Annotated in this window: 14 protein-coding genes; 13 read left to right on the top strand and 1 reads right to left on the bottom strand. The window is 39.7% G+C overall.

Annotated features, from left to right (window positions below):
- Positions 1–387 precede the first annotated feature (387 nt).
- Positions 388–2,013 carry a hypothetical protein gene (locus tag ACFSTH_RS11895; protein WP_377774856.1) on the bottom strand — a complete coding sequence of 542 codons (1,626 nt, stop codon included), beginning with the start codon at positions 2,011–2,013 and terminating at the stop codon, positions 388–390.
- Between the two features lie 215 nt (positions 2,014–2,228).
- On the opposite strand from ACFSTH_RS11895, the gene ACFSTH_RS11890 reads away from it, so the two are divergent.
- The 13 genes from ACFSTH_RS11890 (at position 2,229) to ACFSTH_RS11830 (ending at position 23,497) form a co-directional block, all read left to right on the top strand.
- Positions 2,229–3,320 (top strand): Gfo/Idh/MocA family protein, encoded by a 1,092-nt coding sequence (locus ACFSTH_RS11890; protein WP_377774857.1) that lies wholly within the window; start codon positions 2,229–2,231, stop codon positions 3,318–3,320.
- 35 nt (positions 3,321–3,355) lie between these two features.
- Complete coding sequence (locus ACFSTH_RS11885; RefSeq protein ID WP_377774858.1) at positions 3,356–5,788, top strand: glycoside hydrolase family 95 protein; 2,433 nt, start codon at positions 3,356–3,358, stop codon at positions 5,786–5,788.
- 98 nt (positions 5,789–5,886) lie between these two features.
- The gene (locus tag ACFSTH_RS11880; protein ID WP_377774859.1) at positions 5,887–8,961 is read left to right on the top strand and encodes a glycosyl hydrolase 2 galactose-binding domain-containing protein; all 3,075 of its coding nucleotides are present in this window, start codon (positions 5,887–5,889) and stop codon (positions 8,959–8,961) included.
- A 281-nt stretch (positions 8,962–9,242) separates the two neighbouring features.
- Positions 9,243–9,827 (top strand): NEAT domain-containing protein, encoded by a 585-nt coding sequence (locus ACFSTH_RS11875; RefSeq protein ID WP_377774860.1) that lies wholly within the window; start codon positions 9,243–9,245, stop codon positions 9,825–9,827.
- Between the two features lie 36 nt (positions 9,828–9,863).
- A complete protein-coding gene (locus ACFSTH_RS11870) occupies positions 9,864–11,372 on the top strand; it encodes an NEAT domain-containing protein (RefSeq protein WP_377774861.1) in 1,509 nt (502 codons plus the stop codon).
- Between the two features lie 75 nt (positions 11,373–11,447).
- Positions 11,448–12,602 (top strand): NEAT domain-containing protein, encoded by a 1,155-nt coding sequence (locus ACFSTH_RS11865; RefSeq protein ID WP_377774862.1) that lies wholly within the window; start codon positions 11,448–11,450, stop codon positions 12,600–12,602.
- Positions 12,603–12,620: 18 nt separating this feature from the next.
- The gene (isdE, locus tag ACFSTH_RS11860; protein ID WP_377774863.1) at positions 12,621–13,538 is read left to right on the top strand and encodes a heme ABC transporter substrate-binding protein IsdE; all 918 of its coding nucleotides are present in this window, start codon (positions 12,621–12,623) and stop codon (positions 13,536–13,538) included.
- Between the two features lie 33 nt (positions 13,539–13,571).
- Positions 13,572–14,555 carry a FecCD family ABC transporter permease gene (locus ACFSTH_RS11855; protein ID WP_377774864.1) on the top strand — a complete coding sequence of 328 codons (984 nt, stop codon included), beginning with the start codon at positions 13,572–13,574 and terminating at the stop codon, positions 14,553–14,555.
- Positions 14,545–15,330, top strand: a complete 786-nt coding sequence (locus tag ACFSTH_RS11850) for an ABC transporter ATP-binding protein (RefSeq protein WP_377774869.1) — start codon at positions 14,545–14,547, stop codon at positions 15,328–15,330. Before ACFSTH_RS11855 ends, ACFSTH_RS11850 begins: the two co-directional genes overlap by 11 nt.
- A gap of 97 nt (positions 15,331–15,427) precedes the next feature.
- The gene (locus ACFSTH_RS11845) at positions 15,428–16,561 is read left to right on the top strand and encodes a hypothetical protein (RefSeq protein ID WP_377774865.1); all 1,134 of its coding nucleotides are present in this window, start codon (positions 15,428–15,430) and stop codon (positions 16,559–16,561) included.
- A 696-nt stretch (positions 16,562–17,257) separates the two neighbouring features.
- Complete coding sequence (locus tag ACFSTH_RS11840) at positions 17,258–18,991, top strand: methyl-accepting chemotaxis protein (protein WP_377774866.1); 1,734 nt, start codon at positions 17,258–17,260, stop codon at positions 18,989–18,991.
- A gap of 126 nt (positions 18,992–19,117) precedes the next feature.
- Entirely contained in the window at positions 19,118–21,217 is a 2,100-nt protein-coding gene (locus ACFSTH_RS11835; RefSeq protein ID WP_377774867.1) for a methyl-accepting chemotaxis protein, read from the top strand.
- Between the two features lie 168 nt (positions 21,218–21,385).
- Positions 21,386–23,497: a methyl-accepting chemotaxis protein gene (locus ACFSTH_RS11830; RefSeq protein ID WP_377774868.1), complete on the top strand. Its 2,112-nt coding sequence runs from the start codon at positions 21,386–21,388 to the stop codon at positions 23,495–23,497.
- The last annotated feature ends 160 nt before the right edge of the window (positions 23,498–23,657 follow it).

The raw sequence follows: 23,657 nt of genomic DNA, 5'->3' as shown, positions 1-23,657 counted from the left end.
TTTAAACTTCATAGTAGAGCATCTCCTAAGATAGAATAGTGCCTTGGTCCGGCCTATCTCTATCCTATAGGGATGCTTCATTAATTACAAAGTCTAAATTTAACGCTCTACAGGAATGCTGAGCGAATGGGATACGCTTGCAAAGGGGCAAATCTAAGAGGGGGACGTTGTTGTTTTGTCGAATGAAATGGTTAAGTACTAATGAGTTAATGAACACATGTTAATCTAGTAAGTAAGGGTAAAGGTAAGGATAAGAGTAAGTATAAATATAAGTAAAAATACGAGTATAAGTAAGAGCCTGTTCGTTAAATTTTAACGGCGCAGGCTCTTACTTATATTTTATATACAACGTAGGAGCTATATTATATATATTTAGGTGTGCAAGAGTTACAGATTGATCGTTTCGATATTTACGGCAAAACCTTGTTGATCTTGTGGTGTAATGAGTAATTCATAATTGCCAAAACGTTGTTTCCATTGGTCAGCTTTGCCTAGATGTGGTGCGGCAGCTGCCCGAGCTTGCTCGCTAAGAAGTTGCTCGACAGGTAACCATAAACCGCCACTAGCAAACTGTTTTTCTTGTTGTAGCTCTACTGGCAATAAATGCTTGCAAGCGATAACGGTGCAGCCGGCTTCTGCTAATTGACGAACGGCTTGTAGTGTTGTGCTGGAAATATAACTGCCAGCTAGAATAATCAGTTTTGGTTGACCGATAATATCCTTTGACACGTAGCCATCAAATACAAGTACGTTGTTAGCCGCTTGGAATAACGGATGAATTCCTTCTCCGTATATGTCGGTACTAACTCCTTGCTCTAGCGGATACTGGACGGTGCCTTTTTGCAATGCATGGCGTGGAAACTTGTAGCCAGGAATATGCAAACAACTACCGTGTGCAGGAATTTGCTCATGGCTGATCAGATGCCAAGCAGCAAATATGCTATTGCTACTTGTAGGCATGTCTAGCTCTCGTATTCCAAATGGTCGTTCATTTTGTCCATAGTTACTGTCGTCGGAATGAATGAGTACAATATCTGCTGTAGCATCCGAATGATGATAAGCGAGTGGATGCTGTGGTACATATTCATAACGGAATTGTTCCCAAATATCACCGAATTCGGTGTTATGGAACTGTCCATTTTTATGCTGTAATATGCCGTCAATGTTTTCTACAAACAAGCGGTCGGGTGCGAAGTGATAACCAAGCTGCAAAGCAGCAGCGAATTCTGCTGGTGAGTGCCCAGGAAATCCGGAAGTGCGAATAAACCAATTACCAACATCTGGTCCCCATAAGTCAGAACAAATCCATAGTTGTCTTTTGTATTGTTTGGCTGCGCCAAGCGCTGTACTTAATTGCAATGATTGGAATGATTCCTTCATCATTTTGGGAGCAAGTGTCATACCAGCTCTCGCGTGGGCGTGAAACATTGTTGGAAATACATGCTCTGCTATAACGGGAAGTTCGGCAGGAGCAGTAGCCTGATGAATGGCAGCTACTTGTTGCTCGATAGCGGTTACATACTGCTGCTGAGCTGCTTCCATAGATATTGCTTCAATATTACCAAAGTGTGGTGACCAGCTATCTTTGCGATATTGGGCGGCGTTAATTTGCAAATGTTCTGGCTCGTCATACAGTAGCCCAGCCAATTTTCCAGATTGCAGCGCTTGTTTTATAAAGTCTGTCGGTATATCGTAACGATTGGTTCCTGCGATCCAAGGACCGTTAATGTTACCGTATTCATTACCAAGTACAACGTCGATATCAAATTGAGTTGCATCTTGTAGTAATGGTGCTAGATCTTCTCCACCGGGAAACAAATGATGAACATAAAAGGCGTAACCAAGTCGTTTAATCGCTTCCATAAAGGTAGAAGCATCGGGTGGCGTATCTTGCGAAGGGACAATTCTACCTGTTCCAGTGCGCATCGTTACGTCTGACAAATGTTTGCCCCATGGATCATCCCAACCCATCACAGAGCCTTGTACGCCAAAAGCTGGTACAAATGTTTTCAACTATAAACAGCCTCCTTCATAAAATGGCTTACAGCATAACAGTTATGACATTGGTTTATCTAAACAAACTACATGCCAAACCTGTTATTTTGTTCCTATCATAAGGCTAAACGGACAAAATGACAACTTTAAAGGAACAGATTGCAGGTATTTTAGTTGAATATTTACTATACTTGAAGTAATGTTATACTAAAATTTAGTTTGGGGAGAGAGCGATGATGAGTCAGCAATATCGGATGGGTGTTGTCGGATTAGGGGAAGGTCGTAGTATTATGTCGGCTGCGTTACAAAGTAAACAGTGGGAGCTTGTACAAGTATGCGATTTGAACGAGCAGCTATGCCGTGAGCGTGAACAAGAATTCTCTTTTAATAATTGGACGACTTCTTATGAAGCGATGTTAGCCAATGAAAACATTGACGTCATTGCTATTTATACACCGGATCAATTACATTTTACCCATATTAAACAAGCGGTTTTAGCTGGAAAGCATGTTATTTGTACGAAGCCAGTTCTTCATTCGTTAGAACAAGCTTCTGAATTGTTAGCGTTAATGGCACAGACGGATCGCAAATTATTTATTGGACAAAGTTCTCGTTTTTTTGAACCGATGTTACATCAGCGTCGTGATTTTGAAGCGGGTAACCATGGTGAATTAGCTGTTGTAGAAACGCAATATATTACGGACGGTCGTTGGTTTTTGGAAAAAGGATGGAGTAAACAAGCTGGCTTTAGTTGGATGTATAACTTTATGATTCATGCTGTTGATTTGGTTAAATGGTATTTGCCTGATGTAACAGAAGTAATGGGATTTGCTCGCACCAGTGAAAATTCCTTAGAGCATAATCTGGAAGTTTGGGATTCACTCCGATTTTTAATGCGTAATGAACAAGGACAAATAGCACAAATAAGTGGAGATTATACGTTACCAACGCTTGATCTTGCAGTAGAGCCATCGATAGCATGTGTGTTGCGCGGATCAAAAGGGACGAGTAGAGCAGAATATTCTAATTTGCTATATCATACGAAATTTACGGGACAGCCAGCACAGACTACTAGTTTTGAAGAAAAACAAGATTATTATTTCCGCTTTGGCGGTACTAGTCATCATGCGGGTGAGTACCAAAACTATATCGAATATTTTGCTGATTGTTTGGATGCGGCACGTGATCCACTTCCAGATGCGAACGAAGCGATTCATACATTAGCTATTATGGAAGCGATGACGAGAAGTGTTCAGTTGGGCGGACAACCGGTTAAAATAAGTACGATACTTGCAGAGTACAATTTGACAGAGAAACAACAATAAACAATACAATCAAATCAATATAACGAGGTGAAATAATGAATTTGCGCTATCATAAGCCAGCGAGAATATGGACGGAAGCATTACCTGTCGGGAATGGTCGTTTGGGTGGGATGGTATTCGGAGGAAATGATCTGGAACGAATTGCACTTAATGAAGATACGCTATGGTCTGGCTTTCCACGAGACTGGAATAATCCACAGGCGCTAGAAGTATTGCCACAAGTTAGAGAGCATATAGCAGCAGGAGAATATGAAGCAGCCGAGGCATTAAGTAAACAAGCGATGATGGGTCCTTATACGCAATCCTATATGCCATTGGGAGACTTGCACATTCGTTTCTATCACGGTCATTTTACAAAACAATATTGTCGTACACTCAACTTGGATAATGCAACGGCGACAGTTAGTTACAGCATCGGTGATGTAGAGTATAAGCGGGAATTAATAGCTTCTGCTCCTGATCAAGCTTTAATCTATCGTCTGACTAGTAGTAAGCCGGGTGGGTTGAACATAAGAATGTGGTTGGATAGTCCACTTCGTTCTACCTCTAGCTGGGGAGACGATTATTATCGGGTACAAGGTTATTGTCCAGAAGAAGTAATGCCCAACTATTATAATACCGCTCACCCGATTCGTTACGGTGATGAAGCGACGACGAATGCCATGCGTTTTGAAAGTCGTCTAGAATGGAGAACGGATGAATTAGCGAAAGTAACAGTTTCTAATAATGGTGTTCACATAGATAATGCGCAGGAGATTATTATTATTGTTGATGCGGAAACAGGGTTTGCCGGTTTTGATCAACTGCCAAATACACCAGCAACAGTTATTAGTAAGCAGTTAACAGATCGAATGAATCTAGTAGCTACAAAGACGTACGATCAACTATACCAGCGACATGTGGGTGACTATCAAGCGCTATATAAGCGGGTAAGTTTTGACATAGCAACAAACGATATGCCACAGATAGAAGAAACGCTATCGACGGATAAAAGGTTGACCGAATGGGGAATCCGAGATAGCTCGCTCATTCCACTACTATTTCAATATGGGCGTTATTTACTTATTTCGTCTTCGCGACCTGGGACGCAGCCAGCCAATTTGCAAGGAATTTGGAATAGTGATGCTAGACCGATCTGGAGCTGTAATTATACGTTAAATATTAATGCCGAAATGAACTATTGGCTAGCAGAAACAGCTAATCTAGCAGAGTGTCATGAACCGCTACTAGCGTTTATTACTGAGTTAGCACAAACTGGTAGCGAAACAGCGGCTATCAATTATGGAAGTCGTGGCTGGACAGCTCACCATAATACCGATATATGGCGACAAACAGCGCCACCGGGAGATTATGGACACGGTAATCCGCTCTGGGCGAATTGGCCGATGGGTGGCGTTTGGTTATGTGCGCATCTATGGGAACATTATCGCTTTAACCAAAATACGGAATATTTGCGCGATACTGCTTACCCTGTTATGCTCGCTGCTGCGCAATTTTGTTTGGATTATATGTATGAAGCAGAAGATGGAGCGTACGTCACTAGTCCATCGACTTCTCCAGAGCACCGCTTTAAGCTTGCAGATGGAAGAGAACCAGCACTAAGCATTGCTACTACGATGGATATGAGTGTCATTAGAGAATTGTTTAGCCATTGTTTGCAAGCGGCAGAAATATTACAGCTTGAAGAGAATGAACAACTGGCACAAATTAAGCATGTACTGCCTAAGCTGCCTCTACCTAAAATAGGTACTCGTGGCAACATACAAGAATGGCTTGAGGATTATGGCGACGAAGACGAGCATCATCGTCACGTCTCCCATTTGTATGATATATATCCAGGCTATGCTTGGGGAGAAGAAACAGCGCCGGAATTATATGAGGCTGCTCGTACAACATTGAACATACGTGGAGACGGTGGTACAGGTTGGTCACTGGCGTGGAAAGTCGCACTATGGGCGAGATTAAAAGACGGCGATCGTGCTACTCAACTATTACGTAACTTGCTAGTGTTAACAGAAGATGATGGGGAGATGGACTTTTTACGTGGTGGTTTGTATACGAACTTTTTAGTCGCTCACCCTCCATTCCAAATCGATGGAAATTTCGGAGTTGTTGCTGGCATCATTGAATTGCTGCTGCAATCGCACCAACCGTTCATTGAGCTATTGCCTGCTTTGCCTAGCAATTGGTGCAATGGTCGTGTGACAGGGCTGCGTGCTAGAGGAGGATATACATGTGATGTAGCGTGGCAAGCAGGCAAGCTGCTCGAAGCTACCATTACACCAGATCAAGCTGGCGTAATATCGGTAAAGTATCAGCATCCTGTACAAATAGTTGATGCATCTGGGAAGCAAGTAGCGTACACAACTACGCAAGCAGATCCAGTAACTGGTCAGCATATGGTGTCATTCGAAGGAAATAGCTCGACCACTTATATGATAACTTTGCAACAAGATGAAAATGAGTAGTTTAAGCAAAAAAGTGTAACCTTTGAGCAATATAGCTGAAGTGAATCTATTCTCCTTATTCTATAATGTAGGAATAAGTGTCTAGGAGGAATGAGAATATGTCGTCTACTAGTAACGATCAATTCGCTGCTATCGCTCGAGAAGGGGTACAATCGGCAAACTACGAACTAGTAGCTGCTACTCCGGTGCCGATGACAACAACATATATGTTACCGTCAACTAGTTCTGCACCAGTTGCAGCTGCTCCGAGCTATGCGGAGGATTTACAACGTTTTAACGAACAACTCGCTGAACTGCGAGTGAAATATAAACCTTTTTTAGCTAATCATGTATTACCGCATGAGATGCAACGTAAGCAACAACCATTGCAACAGTTTCAATTCCGCTATCACCAGAAGGAAGATAATCGTTTTTCTAATGTGCTATTAGGTGAGGGCGAATGGGAACAACTGACGGTTCCTGACTTTCGGGGTCCAACGAAAGAAGCGGGCAAATGGACAGCGTACTACCGAACATCTTTTACTTATGGAACGGTAGCACCGGGCAAACGAATATTTCTTATATTCAAAGGTGTCGATTATAAAGCAACTGTTTACGTTAACGATAAATGTGTCGGCTCGCATGAAGGTTTTTTTGCTCCATTTTCATTTGATATTACAGACATCGTGCAATCGAACAATACGCTCGTTGTACAAGTGGATAACGATTATCCAACGCTCGGTGTCAATGGTAGTAATCTCGATGGAGATAAGTTATATGCAGCTACTGGAATGGGATGGGATGATCCGATAGAAGGCTGGCATCATTGCCCGCCAGGTGGCGGAATTTATCAAGCTGTTTATATAGAAGAACGGTCGGAGCTGCATGTGCAAGATATGTTTGTACGACCACTACTAGAGCAAGATGCGGTAGAAGTATGGCTCGATGTGATGAATACACGCGATCAGCTCATGAAAAATTTGACGATTGAATTAGCCATTTATCCACGTAATTTCATGGGGCAATCGTATACAGGACTCACTTTTTCAGTAGAGTATGCCGGACCAGGGGTTAACTATTATCGCTACCGCATGCCACTAGAGGAATATCGAAAGTGGGAGCCGGACACGCCGTATCTTTATGTAGCTCGATCCCATATTTATATGGAACAGCAATTGCTAGATGTGCAAGATCGCCAGTTCGGTATTCGCAGTTTTCATATGGATGAAACAGCAACTCCAAAGGGAACGTTGTACTTAAACAACCAACCGATTATATTGCGTGGTGCGAATGAAATGGGGCATTTGCAGCTTTGTGTTATGCGCAACGATTATGAGCAGTTAATCGATGATATTTTGATCGCCAAACTGTGCAATATGAATTATATTCGGTTAACACAGCGTCCGGTACAGCCCGAAATATATGAATATTTGGATCGACTGGGAATGATGAATCAAACGGATTTACCGCTATTCGGTTTTTTGCGTCGCAATCAGTTTGCAGAGGCTGTTCGCCAAGCAGCGGAGATGGAACGATTAGTGAGAAGTTATCCATCAACGATCATGGTCAGTTTTATTAACGAACCAACGGCAGCAGATAAGCCAAGCAAACGTCGCTTCAAAAGCCATCGCCACTTAGAGCGAGTCGAACTTGAGGCGTTTTTTGTAGCAGCTAGACAAGCTATTTTTATCGAAAATCCAGATCGAGTAGTGAAAAATGTAGAGGGCGATTATGAGCCGCCGACGAAGGAAGGGATGCCTGATTTCCATACGTATACGATGTGGTATACGAATCATGGCGTGCCGATTGGTGAGCTGCATAAAGGTCATTTGCCACCTTTTAGTGCGGGATGGAAAGCAGGCTGCGGGGAATATGGAGCAGAAGGCTTGGATAATTACGAAGTAATGATGAAGTACTATCCGCCGGAATGGTTACCTGCTACAGTTGAAGCCGACTGGTTACCTGATAAAATTCAAGCTGCGCAAACGCACGGCATGCATGGCGATTGGTATGAAGAACAAACGAACATTTATGATTGGATTACTGCTAGTCAGCAACATCAAGCGTTAGCTACGCAGTGGATGACTGATGCCTTCCGCAGACGTTCTGATCTTGTCGTCATGACTGCCCTTCATCTATTAATCGATGCTTGGCCTTCCGGGTGGATGAAAGCTGTCGTTGATGTCGATCGGGTGCCTAAGCCAGCCTATTTTGCCTATCAGCGTTCGTTAGAGCCAGTTCGCATTCATTTGCGTAGCGATCGTTTTACAGCATATGGGGGAGAAAAACTTCCAGTTGAAGCTTGGATATTAAACGACCGAGCAGTGGAGTGGCATAAAGTGACTGTACGAGTGACCGTTCGCACAGAGCATAAAGAATTAGCTTCCTATGAGCAAAGAGTGGAAGTGATTCATGCCGTTCGTCCAGACTACATTAGTACAGTGCCAGTGCAATTACCGATAGTAGAGCAGCGAGAGCTTATATTTGTCGATGCGAGTGTAGTTCATGAAGATGGGACATTGCTAAATCAAGAGAGAATGACGATAGAAGTATTTCCTCGGATAGAACAAGCTGCACCATCATCTCTACGCACAGAGCGGAGTATTATGTATTTGGGTGAACAAGCAGCATTACTCTGTCGTGAATTAGCATTGGACGCTGTAGCCTATAATGAGCAAACTAACATAGCGAGCGCTGGAACAATTGTAGTATCGGATAGCGAACGTTTTGCAGCTTATGAACAAGCACTACAAGCTTACGCTACAGCTGGAGGACGTATCATTTTACTAAGTGATCAGCTAGGGAAATTGTCATATACAGTAGCAGGTGAGCCGATTGGCGTTGGAAAATTAGGTCGTGTACAATTCGTAGCAATAGATCGAAGTCGACCAGCTTTTCAGCAATTTGCAACGAATGATCTGTCCTATCTATATAATGGTGCCAACGACCAAATAGATTACATTGCTAATACGTACGTTAATTTGGAGCAGATAGAGCCTCTTGTGTTTGGTTATGCGAAAAATTGGAGCTTTCAATCGGGATTAGGGAACAAGCGTAAGCTACCAGTTATCGGAAAACAAACATGTGGAGCAGGTGAAATAGTATACAGTACGATTGCTTACGAAGGTCGTATTGGCTATAATCCAGCACTTGATCAGTTGTTACATACCGTAATAACGACGAATCAATTGTAAATAAACGAAAAGCAATAGTAACGCAATAAGGAATAGCTTTATGTGCAAATATAGGAGCATATAGGGCTATTTTCACGTTAAAATCAAGTGTCCAATGATAATTTTCACATAATAAGCGGAAATTTGTCGTATTATGTGAAACTTTTGTGAAGGATCATAACATACTGACAAAAGTTAGTTAGAATAGATTATGATATACTTCGTAATCAAGAATCATTCTCAATGAGGGGTGAAGAAGAATAGAGGTTAATACATATAGAAAGAAGTATAAAGCGGTTGTTATGCTACTTATCTGCTTTACACTATTGTCTGTCTCATTAGTAATAGCGCCACAAGTAAAAGCAGAGTCTTTGTTAGCAGACGGTTCGTACTATATTGATTACGTTGTGTTGCAAGCGGATAATGATTCTGTATCGATTGCTAATGATTATTTTTTGAAAAAGGCAGCTCTTTTTTTGCAAGCAGGAAAGCAACATGTTGAAATTGACATCAAAAATAGCAAGTGGGTTACTTCATTACAATTAGTAGATGGGGATTCGGTAGAGGATGTAGCAGTAATCGCAGAAGACGTTGAAAGCGATTCACGAAAAGTAGCTTTTTTTGTGCCGGAGGATTTGAGTGAACCTGTCTTTATGAAAATGCACGTTCAAATACCGGAATTAAGCTACGACCACAAATATACGGTTCGATTTAAGTTTGATCCGCAAAGTGTGGAAACTGCTGACCTCACACCGTCATCATTTGCTTCTGATAATGCGAGTAAAGCTAGTTCTAGCTTTTCATCTACTGTTGTTTATGTCATCGTTGCCTTGGTTGTTCTAGCGGCTATTGTTTGGATCGTTGCTAGACGTAATAGAAAGCAATAATTGTTATTTAATTATATATTAAGAGGAGAGAATGTAATGAATCGTAAATTAAAGTACATGATTACTATGTTATTGACGTTGTTTATCGCCTTGCCAGTTGTCCAAGCACAAGCAGCAGGTTACAAAATACCAGCAGGTGAGTATGATATTACAATTGAAGTGCTACAAGACAAAAAGGATGAAACTTCAGCGACAGCACAATATATTGAAACAGCTGCAAAACTAGTGGTAGAGGAAAAAGGTACTTTCGTTGTAGCAACATTGAAAAATAGTGCATGGTGGAAATCATTCGAAACACAAACGGTACAACCGGGAACTTTTGCTGATAAAAACTTTAAAGCAGTTGAAGTTGTAAGCGAAGATACGAAAAAAGATACACGAGTAGTAAAATTTGCAGTTGCTGATTATATGCAACCATTGAATGCCAAAATCCATATCGTAGTAACGGGTGTACCTGGTCTTGGCGAGTACGATAAAAGCTATGACATTCGTTTGAAGTTTGGTAGAGATAGTAATGCCGGATCAGGATCGAACACATCAGAAGAAAATAAAGAAACAAACAAAGATAAAGAAGAAGCGACTAAACCAGAAACAACTGCTTTAACAGACGGAGAGTATACGATTAATTTTAAAGCTTTGCATGAAAAAGAAGAAAAAGATTCTTCCATGGGCAGATACATGAAAACTCCTGCAAAGTTAACGGTTAAAGAGGGAAAACATACGGTTGTAGTTTCACTTACAGATAATGAGCAAATTAAACAGTTTCAAGTAGAGCAAGGGAAAGAGCTAGTAGATAGCAAAGTTGTTAGTGTAGATGAAGCAGCTAATACGAGAGATATTTCCTTTGAAGTAGAAGATTTGTCAGCTATCGTAAATGCGAAAGTACAAATTTTTGTAGCAGCACAAAATTACACAGGAAATCATAACATTCGTCTTTCTTTTGATGTAGCTAGTGCTAAAAAAGCAACGACAGAAGAAGCGAACGAAGTGAACTTCCAAGATATCGAAAAGTCATGGGCAAAACAATATATTACTTCGCTTGCAGAGCGAGGAATGATTAAAGGAACGTCAGACACGACATTTGGACCAAGTGATTCTATTACTAGAGCACAATTTACAGTACTATTAGCTCGTGCGCTGGACTTGCCGACAGAAGCTTACAAAGGTACATTTGCAGATGTAACGGAAAAGATGGACTGGGCAGTTGCAGAAGTTGAAGCTGCTAATAAAGCAGGTATTGTAGCAGGTGACAAAGGGAAATTCAATCCAAATAGCAAAATCAATCGTCAAGATATGGTTACAATGTTAGTGCGTGCACTAGAATATGCTGATAAAAAATTAGTAGAAGTAGAAGTGAAAGAACTAGACTTTGCGGATCAAGCAGACATTGCTAGTTACGCTCAGAAAAATGTACAGATTGCTGTTCAATTAGAATTAGTTAACGGAACAGAAGTTGCTGGCAAAACATATTTTGCACCACAAGATACAGCTGATCGTGCACAAGCTGCAAAAATGATTTATCTTCTAGTAGAAGCAATTAAATAAATAGAAATGATCAGCACCGGCACATGAATTTCATGTTGCCGGTGTTGGCATATTCGATTGTAAGGAGAATAGCATATGTTTAAACGTAATAAGTTTATTTTATTAGTGGCATTAGTTACAATTGCTTTAAGTTTGTCAGGAGGTCAGTCTACTGTATTTGCTGCAAAGCAATATGAAGATGGGCAATATACCGTTCCCTTTCAAGTGTTAAAAGACGGTACGAATGAAGAGTCAGCAACGAGTGAATATATGAATCTATCAGCGCAAGTAAAAGTAGTTGAAGGTAAAGTAACCGCCAATGTGACGTTAAAAAATAGTACGTGGTGGAGAGAGTTTAAAGTGAAATCATCATCAGGTAGTTTTGCTGATGTGAAAGTAGTAAGCGAAAACAAAGACAATGACTCTCGTGTAGTCTCTTTTTCACTAGATGATATAGAGCAATTGAAACAAGCAAAAATACATATTATCGTAACGGGTATTCCCGGTTTTGAGTATGACAACAAGTATGATATTCAATTCAAATTTGATGCGAGTAAGTTGAAGGAAAAGCAAGAAAAAGCGGAACAAAAGCCGAAAGAACAAACAACTACACCTTCGAAAGAAGCATCGATTAGTAAAAATAGTAACCAGCCAAAATCAACATCAACAACTAGCTCGGCAAATAAACCAGCAACGGAATCGAGCAAAGCAGCAGGTAGCAAGTCAGCAACAAGTGAATCGTCTAAAGGAACAACTGATAGTAAGCCAGTAGCAAGTGAATCGTCCAAAGCAACGACAGATAGCAAGTCAGTAGCGAATGAATCGTCCAAAGCAACAACAGATAGCAAGTCAGTAGTAAGTGAGTCTACAGCATCAACACCAGCAGCGGGTGAAACTGGAAATGTAGCTATGGGAACGGCAGCGCCTGACGCAGTATCAGATCAATCAGATCAAACCTCGTCAACTTTGCAAGAAGAGGGGAATGGTGGAGATGCAGCAGCAACGACGGATGATTCCACTACTACAAACACATCTGAAGCAACGGACCAAGTTGCTGATGTAACAAACAGTACAGAGACTAATGCAGAGGAAGTAACGAATGAAGCTGCTTTAGAGGCCGCCGCTATGGGAGAAACAGAAGTAGAAGGTGGCAAGTCTACCAAGTCTACTACTTGGATTTGGATTGTCGTGGTTGTCGTTCTATTAGCTGCTGCTGGAAGTATACTATATATGAAAAAACGCCGGACATAAGGAGCGTAGTGTAAGACGATGAAAAAACTAACGATAGTATGGATCGTATTTTGTTTACTATTGATTACGGGGTGCGGTGCAAGCGGCGAACAATCTAACAAGCCAAGCAATAGAACCAATGAAGATCAGCAGACAGCTCCATCTGGCGCTGAAGCACCAACAGGGGACAAGCGCATCGTCGCAACGACCGTTGCCATAACTGAAATTATGGATGCGTTGGAAATTGATTTGGTTGGTATTCCATCCAGCTACAAGGAGTTGCCGAATCGTTATGAGAATGCACTAGAAGTAGGAAACCCTATGGGACCGGATATGGAACTCTTATTGTCGCTAAAACCAACTGAAATTTTATCGGTGACGACCTTAGAATATGATCTGAAAGAATTGTTTGCGGAACGCGGGATTGAAACTACTTATTTAAACTTTACGAGTGTGGCTTCCATGCTAAAAGAAATAAGTAAACTAGGAGTGAAGCATGACCGAACGAAGCAAGCGGATGCTATTGTCCAATCATTTGAGGAAAAACTAGTCCAGATACAGCAGCAAGTAGCGGATAAGCCTTCGCCAAAAGTGTTAATATTGCTCGGTATACCGGGTAGTTATTTGGTCGGTACGGAGCACTCTTATATTGGTGATTTGGTGAAACGAGCAGGTGGAACCAATGTTATTAGTGGCGAAACTATTGAGTTTTTGGCATCTAATACAGAATATTTGCAACAATCTAATCCCGATATTATATTACGAGCTGCTCATGGAATGCCAGACGAAGTAGTGAAAATGTTCGATGAAGAATTTCGTGCCAACGATATATGGAAGCATTTTAGTGCGGTACAACAGGGACGGGTATATGATTTGGAAGAAACATTATTTGGGACGACAGGTAATTTGGCTGCGATAGATGCGCTAGATGAACTAGTGGAGATGTTATATCCTTAAGTAGATTATTCGGTAGAAGGACGTTTTGCATATATGAATAAACAAGCGATCAGTTTTATTAGTGTTAGTGTAATGCTTATTATCGTAACTATTTATGCAGGTATGACGGGGAGCTTACAGGTTTCATTGACGGAATTTGTCCAAGGGATATTTGGAGAGCCGAGCGATCAAATGGCGATTGTGCGAGATTTACGTTTTCCACGAATGCTGATTGCCATATTTGCTGGTGCATGTCTATCTGTGTCTGGCGTATTATTTCAAGCAGTGATGCGTAACCCGTTAGCAGAGCCGGGTATCATCGGTGTTTCTGCGGGAGCTAGTTTTGTTTCGATTATTGCAGCGATGTTGTTTCCGACATTGTTTTTTTATACGCCTTTGTTTTCGTTTATTGGCGGGATGATTGCCTTTTTTCTCGTCTATATACTATCATGGAAATCGGGTATTCAACCACTCCGGATGATTTTAATCGGGATTGCGATCAATGCTTTATTTTCTGGGCTTAGTCAAATGTTAGGGGCAACAAATAATGCTTTAGTTACTTCGATTAGCTCCTCTGTAACTTCATCGTTACAAATGAAAAAATGGTCGGACGTAGAAAGTATTGTCATCTTCGGCTCGATTGGTTTACTGCTAGCGTTTATCGTATTTAAGTGGTGTAATTATTTGCAGCTAGAACAAAAGACAGCCAAAAGCTTGGGGCTAAATGTTAATCTATTACGCTGGACGGTATCTATTATAGCTGTATTACTAGCATCGATAGCGACAGCGGTAGCAGGTATGTTTACATTTGTCGGATTACTTATTCCTCATATTGGTAGATCGCTCGTTGGGTCGGATCATCGCGTTTTAATTCCATTTTCGGCATTGGCTGGAGCATTATTAATTTTATTAGCCGATACGATAGGTAGAACGGTGATTGCCCCACATGAAATTCCTGCCTCGGTCATGATGGCGGTTATTGGTGGACCATTTTTAATACTTTTATTGAGAAGAAGTGAGCAAATTGATGAACATTGAAAATGTTAGTTTCTCGTATTCTAGCAAAAGCAAAACGTTACAGCAGATTAATGCGACGGTGGAAAAAGGAAAAATAACGACGATTATTGGACCTAATGGTAGTGGGAAATCAACGTTACTTGATGTGATGTCTCGCCATGCCATACCAAATAGTGGACAGATAGTGTTGGAAGGAAAATCGCTACAGCAGTTTAAACCGAAGCAATTGGCGCAGCAACTAGCTGTTGTTCATCAACACAACGCTGCTCCCGCAGATTTGACAGTAGAGAAGCTTGTTAGCTACGGACGGATTCCATATAAGCAATTTTTGACGAATGAAACGTCTGCCGATCATGAGGCGGTGGAAGAAGCTTTAGTCCGGACGAATTTGATAGAGAAGCGAAAGAAGCGTATCGCTGCATTATCTGGTGGGGAAAAACAACGGGTATGGATCGCTGTTGCGCTGGCGCAAAGTACTCCTTATTTGTTTTTGGATGAACCGACCACCTATTTGGATTTATTTTATCAGTATGAAATTTTAGAGCTAGTTAAATCTTTAAATAAACAATATCAGTTAACTGTCGTCATGGTTTTGCACGATATGAACCAAGCGGTGAAGTATAGTGACTGTGTTATAGCGATGAAAAATGGTCAAGTAGTCGTTGCTGGTGAGCCAGAACAAGTGATCAATGCTGAAACCGTGAAATATATATATGGCGTGGACGTTATCGTCAGAAAAGACCCCGAGATCGGCTTATATATGGTGCCTGTTGGATTATCTGGAGTAACGACATGAATTCTACCATTTTGTTCAAATAATTGACTAGTCTAGTATAGACTAGGACAAGTTACCATGGTATTATGATGGGAAATACTGGTGTGGAGGAATTCATATGAAAAAATCGTTACTATGGCTAGTCATTTTACTATTATGTCTGCCGTTAGGAAGTGTTGCAGCAGCGCCAGCGAAAGCAGCCAAAGAAGTAAAAACAGAAGAAATCGGTGTGTTTATTGATGGAAATTATGTAGTTAGCCCAGTTAAAGCTTTAAAAATCGGCTCCAAAAATTATTTGCCTCTAAAAATTATTTCTAAACTGTCAAACATAGATGTTCAAGTAGTTGACGGTAAAACGGTTCTGACAGGTACGAAAGATCTTATCGTTATCGAGAAGGATAAAGCAGAAATTTTTAATGTGAAAAAACCAATACAGTTGGAAAAAATCGGCGCATATGCGTATGTTGCGATAAGTGATCTTAGTAAAATAACGGATTTGGGTGTTAAAACATTAACTAACTCTGGTTCAGTCTTGTTGTGGACAACTCCAGAGGGTAAGCAAAAGACCGATGTGATGGTTAGCGGCATCGCGCAATCCAAAGATAAAATTTTAAAAGAAAACTTTGGAAAGAAAATGTACTTCTATGGTTCTAGCAAATCGTATGATTACGGCTGGATTGTTGGTATTACTTCGAATCAATATAACACAGAGAGTGCTACTTATTTATTGAAAAATGGCAAGTTGATTGAAGACTACAATTATTCATACCAACCGATGATTTCGGAAAAAGAATATAAAGAATTGCAAGCTTATGTAGGTAAAACAGTATGGGCATATCGTAATTCTGCTGTGTTAGCAAACTCATCAATTAAAAATATTGAAAAACTGAAAATAGCAAGCATCGTGCTTAATAGTGATAGTAACACAGGGATGACAATCAAATTTAAACGTGCAGACGGTAGTACAGTAAATCAGCGTATTCCTTTGCGTACTGATAAGGTTGTAGATTATTATATAGCAGATAGTTTCTTTTTAGATGATCCTCATAAAACTTACAAAGTTTCTAAAAAATTCTGGTCATCCATTTACAAAAGAGCTGTCATGAAAGGTATGACGAAAGAACAAGCGGTATTAGCTTGGGGAGCACCAGAAAGAGTAAACGAATATGGTAATTATGAACAATGGGTCTATAGCACACGTCAATATTTATATTTTGAAAAAAATTCATTGTACTCATGGCAAAACTTTTAAACGCATACTTATCTAATAGATTAGTTTATTGTTGAATAATTAAGATGGATTGATAGCAATCAATAGTTAGAAGACGGATCACAGTTACTGTGTCCGTTTTTTTTGTGTTTTAGACCTAAAAGTGTGTGGAATTTGCGACTGAGCGAATGGGATACGACAGCTATAAGGGTAGTGATGGGAGTAAGTGCGGCTGATCAGATCAATGATAGTATCGTGAATTAACTAGTCAGCTAGTCAACCATTAATGTACTGTTACGGATTTTTATACGAAATATCATACAAAGAGTTCTCCTCCTACCACTCCCTATGCCCGATTATACGAATTATCGTACAAAACTTCCCACCTCATGCGTCTGCCCAAGCCCGTTTATACGATATATCATACAAAGCTTCCGCTTGACCGGTCAATCCAAGTCTGTTTATACGAATTATCGTACAAACATTCTCCTATCGCATCATGTTATAACGTTTGCATAGTATCTTAATTTCCATGATAGATAAAAAGAGGGTTTTTTTGTATATTTGTTGTATATTTTATGGTAGATGCTTTAAATACTTCAATGTCACATGTATAAATGATTAAAAGCACATTACCCATTGCTTGCTGTATCATTACTCACTAATATAAGAAGTAGATGACTTTAAGCTATGAAGTAATTTGGGAGTCAAAGTTAGTTTCATGGGGAGAGGAACAGTATGATGAACTTATTTGGGAGAAAGCTAAATAGTTGGCAACGATATCGAGAGAAAGAAGCAGCTACTGATATTGTGGGCTTGGCAGAACGAGTGGAGTTGTCGCTACAGTTTTTAGGAATCGATCAACAGTTATTAGTAAACGTACGAGAAGCGGCAAATGTACTACAACCACATCGGGCAGAATTGATTGATCATTTTTATAAGGCGATTACGGATATTCCACATTTGCAAAAAATTATTAAGCAGCATTCTACAATAGATCGTTTAAAAAAAACGATGGAACGTTATTTGGAACAGTTTTTAGCTGCTGATATTGATGAACAATATATTCAAACAAGAATAGATATTGGGTTGGCTCATAGTCGCATTTTTTTGACAGCAGATCGTTTTATTGCTGCTCATCATTTATTGCTGCAAGCAATGACAACGCTTTTAATGGCACAAATTTCACATCAACCAGCGAAAATGATGGAAATGGTACTTGCTGTTCAAAAATTAGCTGCATTTGATCAAAAAATTATTGTCGAAGTGTATATGGAAGAAACGTTAAAATCGTTTATGTTTCGTGTTGCTGATACGGTTGATACGATGACGCAGCTAGACACAACAAAACAGTTAATTCAAGCGATGGAACAACAGTTAGATGAGAGCTTGAATGTAACGACCGCAGCGGAGCAAATGAGCGCTTCGATTCAAGAGGTGGCTGATCATGCCATTAAAGTAGCCGATGCGGCTAGTGATGCCGTTCAGTCGGCTAATGTTAGCCAACAAGCTGCATCAGAAGCATTGCAAAACATTGAACAAGTTGGTGTAGTATATACGGACGTGTTGGCTCAGGTAGCAGATGTCAATCGGCAAATTGCTCAAACAGAACAAATAGTTGCTGTTATCCAAGGAGTAGCGGATCAAACGCACTTATTGGCGCTTAATGCTAGTATTGAAGCGGCTAGAGCAGGGGAAGAAGGTAGAGGATTTGCTGTAGTAGCTACGGAAGTTCGCAAGTTATCGGAGCATACGCATACGCAAATTGGGCACATCCGTGAAAATATGGAATCGCTAAAAAAAGCTGCAAAGCAAATGAACGATCATATGGTACAAACGGAGCAATTATTACATACTGGAATCGAAAAGTCGAAAGACGCTGGTGAAGCATCGGAAACAATAGCTAATGCGATGCAGATGATGAATCAATCTACTACGCAAATTGCAGCTATGACAGAAGAACAAGCGTCGTCGGTGGCGGAGATTGCGAATCGCAATGCAACGATACATGAGTCAAGTAGTCAGACACAAGCTATTGCAATGGAAACGGCTCGTCATATTTATCAATTAAGTGAGCAGTTAGACGAACAACGATTGTCGTTTTTGCAAATTAACGTGCAAATGAAAGAAAAAGATATTATTAAAATTGCCAAAACCGATCATTTGCTATGGAGATGGCGTGTGTATAATATGTTACTCGGTTTAACAACGCTTGATGAAGAAAAAGCAGCTAATTATGAAAATTGTCGATTGGGAAATTGGTACTATAGTGATCTGCCGCAAGCTATTACTAGCAATCCGGCTTATATACAGGTAGAGCAGCCACATCAACTCGTACATCAATATGCGAAGCTAGCAATTGAATATTACCAACAAGACAATATCGTTGCAGCAGAACAAACCTTAGAAAAACTACAAGAACAATCCGACATTGTCATTCAGTTATTGAGCAAATTAGAGACAGAAATATAATAGTCATGACAGTTAGGAAAGGATTGTCGAGATGTAAAACCATTTAATGCCTATTTTACAAAAATAATCTTAATTCTTGCTACAGGTAGTCGATATAATTAATATCAAATGTAGTGGGGGATTAATATGAAAAAGTGGAAAGGCATTTCATTAACGATAAAAATGCTGCTTGTAATTGTACCAATGATTTTAGCCGTTTTTTTGATGCTAACCTTGTTAAATTTGGATGAATTGAAAAAAACAAGTATTAAACAAGGAGAAGCAGAAGCACGTTATTCTTCGCAACGATTCGTTTCACAATTCAGCGATCAATTGAATGGTTACAAACAAGAATTAGAAGCGATTGGATTACTGTTAAGTGATACGGACAAAGATAGTTTGCTTTCTAGAGAAGATATGGTTGGACTATTAGAAAATATTCTAATCGCAAACCCGGAAATGTTATCTTTATATATTATAATGGAACCTAATGGTTACGATAATAATGACACATCATATCGCAATAAAAATGTATATCATGATGCCACTGGTCGATTTTTGCCGTATGTGGTACGGGATAATGATCAGATTAAAGTAGATGTAATGAAAAAACATGTAGAGAAGGATACATTTTATAATGAAATAAAACTAAATAAGAAAACGATGCTGTTGGAACCGCATGCTGTTACTGTGGGAAATTCGGATGTCTTGATCACTTCAATCATTGTGCCAGTATTAGAAAATAATCGGTTTGTTGGTGTAGTAGGAATTGATATTTCACTTGATGTTATGCGAGATATGACGGAACGCTTTAATTTAGACAATCAATATGTAGCCGTTGTGTCTGAACAAGGATTGTATATTGCTAATCCTGTACAACCGGAACGAGTGATGCAACATTATGTCAACGACGATGAGAAAGCTGCTTTTTTTGCATCGTTATCCAAAGATGATGCATCGCAAGCTTATGTTAATAATGGTTATGGTGAAAAGTCGTTAAGTTTATTTTTACCACTTCGCATAAAAGATAGCGATGCCGTTGTATTTATTAATACAGTAATTTCGGAGTCCAGCATTCTTAAGTCGTTTTATGCTAGTAGAGACACTTCCATAATGATTGGAATTGGAGCGATGCTGCTACTAGCTATTATTATATCTATATTATTACGTTCATTAGTATCAAAAAAAATTCAAAAAATAGCAAATAGTATGGAGAAAATGGCTGCTGGTGACTTGACGCAGCAATTACCAGTCAACAGTAGTGATGAACTAGGTAAGCTTGCAACCTATTATAATTATATGACTAACGAGCTTCGAACAATGTTTCAATTAGTGGCTGAACTATCGTTGTCAGTAGGGGCTACCTCACAGCAGCTAACAGCTAGTGCCGATCAAACATCAAAAGCGACTGAATTAATCGTAGGTTCTATCGAAGAAGTGGCAACTGGAGCAGAACAGCAAAGCAGCTATATGATGGAAACATCAAAATCGGTGCAGGAGATGACTATAGGTATAGGTCGTATAGCTGAATCATCTTCATTGGTAAGCTCTCTTGTTCAAGACGTACGAAAGGGAACAGAAACGACCAATCATACGATACAAAACACAGCCGATAATATGGTTGACGTCCGTCAAACGGTAGATGAAGCAGAAGAACAAATATTGCAATTACAACAGAGATCCGAACAAATTGGTGGAATCGTTAGTGTCATCTCACAAATAAGTAGTCAAACAAACTTGTTAGCATTGAATGCTAATATTGAAGCAGCAAGAGCAGGCGAACATGGTCGTGGCTTTGCTGTAGTTGCTAACGAAGTACGTAAATTAGCGGAACAAACATTGAAAGCGACAGAAGATATAACAGAACTGATTAAATTGGTCCAGCTTGATACGAATCAAGTAGTTGTTAAAATGCACAAAGGCTCACAAAAAGTAAAACGTGAAGAAAGTTCTATTATGGAAACAGCACAGTTATTTAACCAAATAACAGAACGAATGTATCAAGTGGATGAACAAATTAATGAAGTATCTGCTTCAGCAGAACAATTAATTGCTGGAGCTGAGCAAGTACAGCATGCAGTCAAAGAATTAAAACTAATTGCTCTGACAACCTCAGGAAATTCGCAGCAAGTAGCATCTGCTTCGGAAGAACAACTTGCATCTATGCAAGAAGTAGCATCTGCTTCTTCTTCCTTAGCTGATATGGTGCAGGAACTTGTGGGAAAATTGTCTAAGTTTAAATTTTAATAGCTAAAAAAATAAAACTTTCCATGTATAGAACTTAAGTACTATATATGGAAAGTTATTTTTTTAAAAAAATAAAGTACTTAATTTACATATAAGTTATATTATTGATCTAAACAATTGTAGTATCGTTGTCGATATATGTCTTATATCAAACACGGAGGTCATAAAATGAATAGAAAAACGGTTCACTCGCTAGCATTCAAAATAACTACTACTTTAGCACTACTACTTTTGGCGGTGTTTACTGTTATTATTTTTGTTAATTTAGGACAGTTAAAAAATGTTAGTACGGACAAGGGAATTGTGGAAGGGCAACGTGCGGCCCAAGTTTTTGCTGATGATTTTGGTTCAAAGCTTAAGGGATATAACGAACAATTAGAAACACTTGCTTTATTATTGAAAAATACGAGAATGGATAAGCAGCTTTCACGTGCTGATGTTACAGGATTGCTGGTGAACGTATTGGAACAAAATCCGGATGTTTTAGGTGTTTATACGATTTGGGAACCGAATAGCTTTGATGGATTAGATAAAGATCATGTTAATCGTAACGTATATACTGATAGTACTGGACGATTTACACCATATGCTTTTCGGAGTGATGGTGAAATAGAGTTAAAGGCAGTCGAAAATTATGATAGTGACACAGATGGTGCATTTTATCAATTGCCAAAAGAAACGAAAAAAACAACATTAATTGAACCATATATTTATCCGATAAATGGGAAACAAGTGGCAATGACATCTTTGGTCGTGCCAATTTTAAATGATAAAGGTCTATTTTTAGGTATGGTTGGTTTTGACTTTTCTCTCGATTTTTTACAAGCATCAGCAGCAGCCCAAAAACCGCTCGGTGGCTATGTTACAGTATTGTCAGCTAATGCCAAGTATATTGCCAACCCTGTTCAGCCAGAGTTGTTGTTGCAGCCGTATGCAAGTAATGACCAAACCGCGAAGTTGATTAAAGCTGGCTTAGAAGGAAAAACAGCGTACGAATTTACAACAGATGTACATAATGAACGTTCCCTAGTTCTGATGATGCCACTTTATATAACAGAAGACGGCGATCCACTATTTGTTGAAACGATTATTCCGGAAAAAACTATTTTAGAAACTTATACAAAGAATAGAATAATCGCTTTTGTTATAGGTATAGTGGCGATGATTACGTTGGGTCTAGTATTATTAATTCTTATCCGTCGTATGATTATTCGTCCATTAAGAAAGTTAATGAATAGTATGCAAATAATTGCGCAAGGTGACTTAACGGAACAAGTTGCCGTAGATAGTAAAGATGAATTCGGACAATTAGCGATTCACTTTAACAAGATGACAGCAGAATTGAGAAAGATGTTTTTTATGGTGACGGAGCTTGCATTGTCTGTTGGAGCTACAGCGGAAGAGCTAAGTGCAAGTAGTGAGCAAACGACCAAAGCGTCAGAACTGATCGCTCATTCGATTGAAGAAGTAGCGAGTGGCTCGAACGAACAGAGTCAGCATGCGGTGGAAACAGCGAAAGCGATGGAAGAAATGTCGATCGGGATCGGTAGAATTAGTGAGTCGCAATCAATTGTTGCCACATTCGTACATGAAGTGCGAGACCAAGCAGAGCAAGGAAATATTCGTTTACATCAAACGGAAGATAAAATTCATGCGATGCGTTCAACGGTAAGTGAAGTGGAGCAGTCAGTTAATGAACTAGTGCAATACTCACAGCAAATTGGCAGTATTGTTGGCGTTATATCCGGAATAAGCAGTCAGACTAATTTGCTGGCACTTAATGCCAATATTGAAGCAGCTCGAGCAGGAGAACATGGGCGAGGGTTTGCGGTAGTAGCAGTAGAAATCCGTAAATTGGCGGATCAAACGTTAAAAGCAACAGAGCAAATTGCTGGTCTTATTACAAAGGTACAATCCAGTGTAGCTGCAGCATCAGAAAAAATGGTACAAAGTTCAGTTGAAGTAGAAGAAAGTGAAAAAGATATTGTAGCAAGTGCTGAATTGTTCGATCATGTAACTGCACAAATGATGAAAGTGGATGAACAAATTGAAGAAGTATCTGCATCTTCTGAAGAGATGAATGCAGGTGCTGAGCAAGTGCGAGCAACAGTAGAACAGCTTGCGGCAATAGCACAAGAGTCCTCTGCTAATTCACAAAATGTAGCATCTGCCGCCGAAGAGCAATTAGCTTCCATGGAAGAAATTGCATCAGCAGCGACTTCGTTGAGTGAAATGGTACAACAACTGTTAGATAGTGTTGCTAAGTTTAAAACAAAATAAAACAATATGAAATATAGCCTGCAAATCTCCTTCTGATATGCTCCCATCATAGTAGACAGTAGAAAAAACAAAAACTACTACTACTAATGATGGGAGTTTTTCTAATGTCTAAAAGAAGTTCTATTTCTGTGGAAGTAAAACTACACGTGGTACAGCGATG

Source organism: Paenibacillus yanchengensis, assembly GCF_042684845.1.
GTDB classification, from domain to species: domain Bacteria; phylum Bacillota; class Bacilli; order Paenibacillales; family Paenibacillaceae; genus Pristimantibacillus; species Pristimantibacillus yanchengensis.
This window is presented reverse-complemented; position numbering and strand designations above follow the sequence as displayed.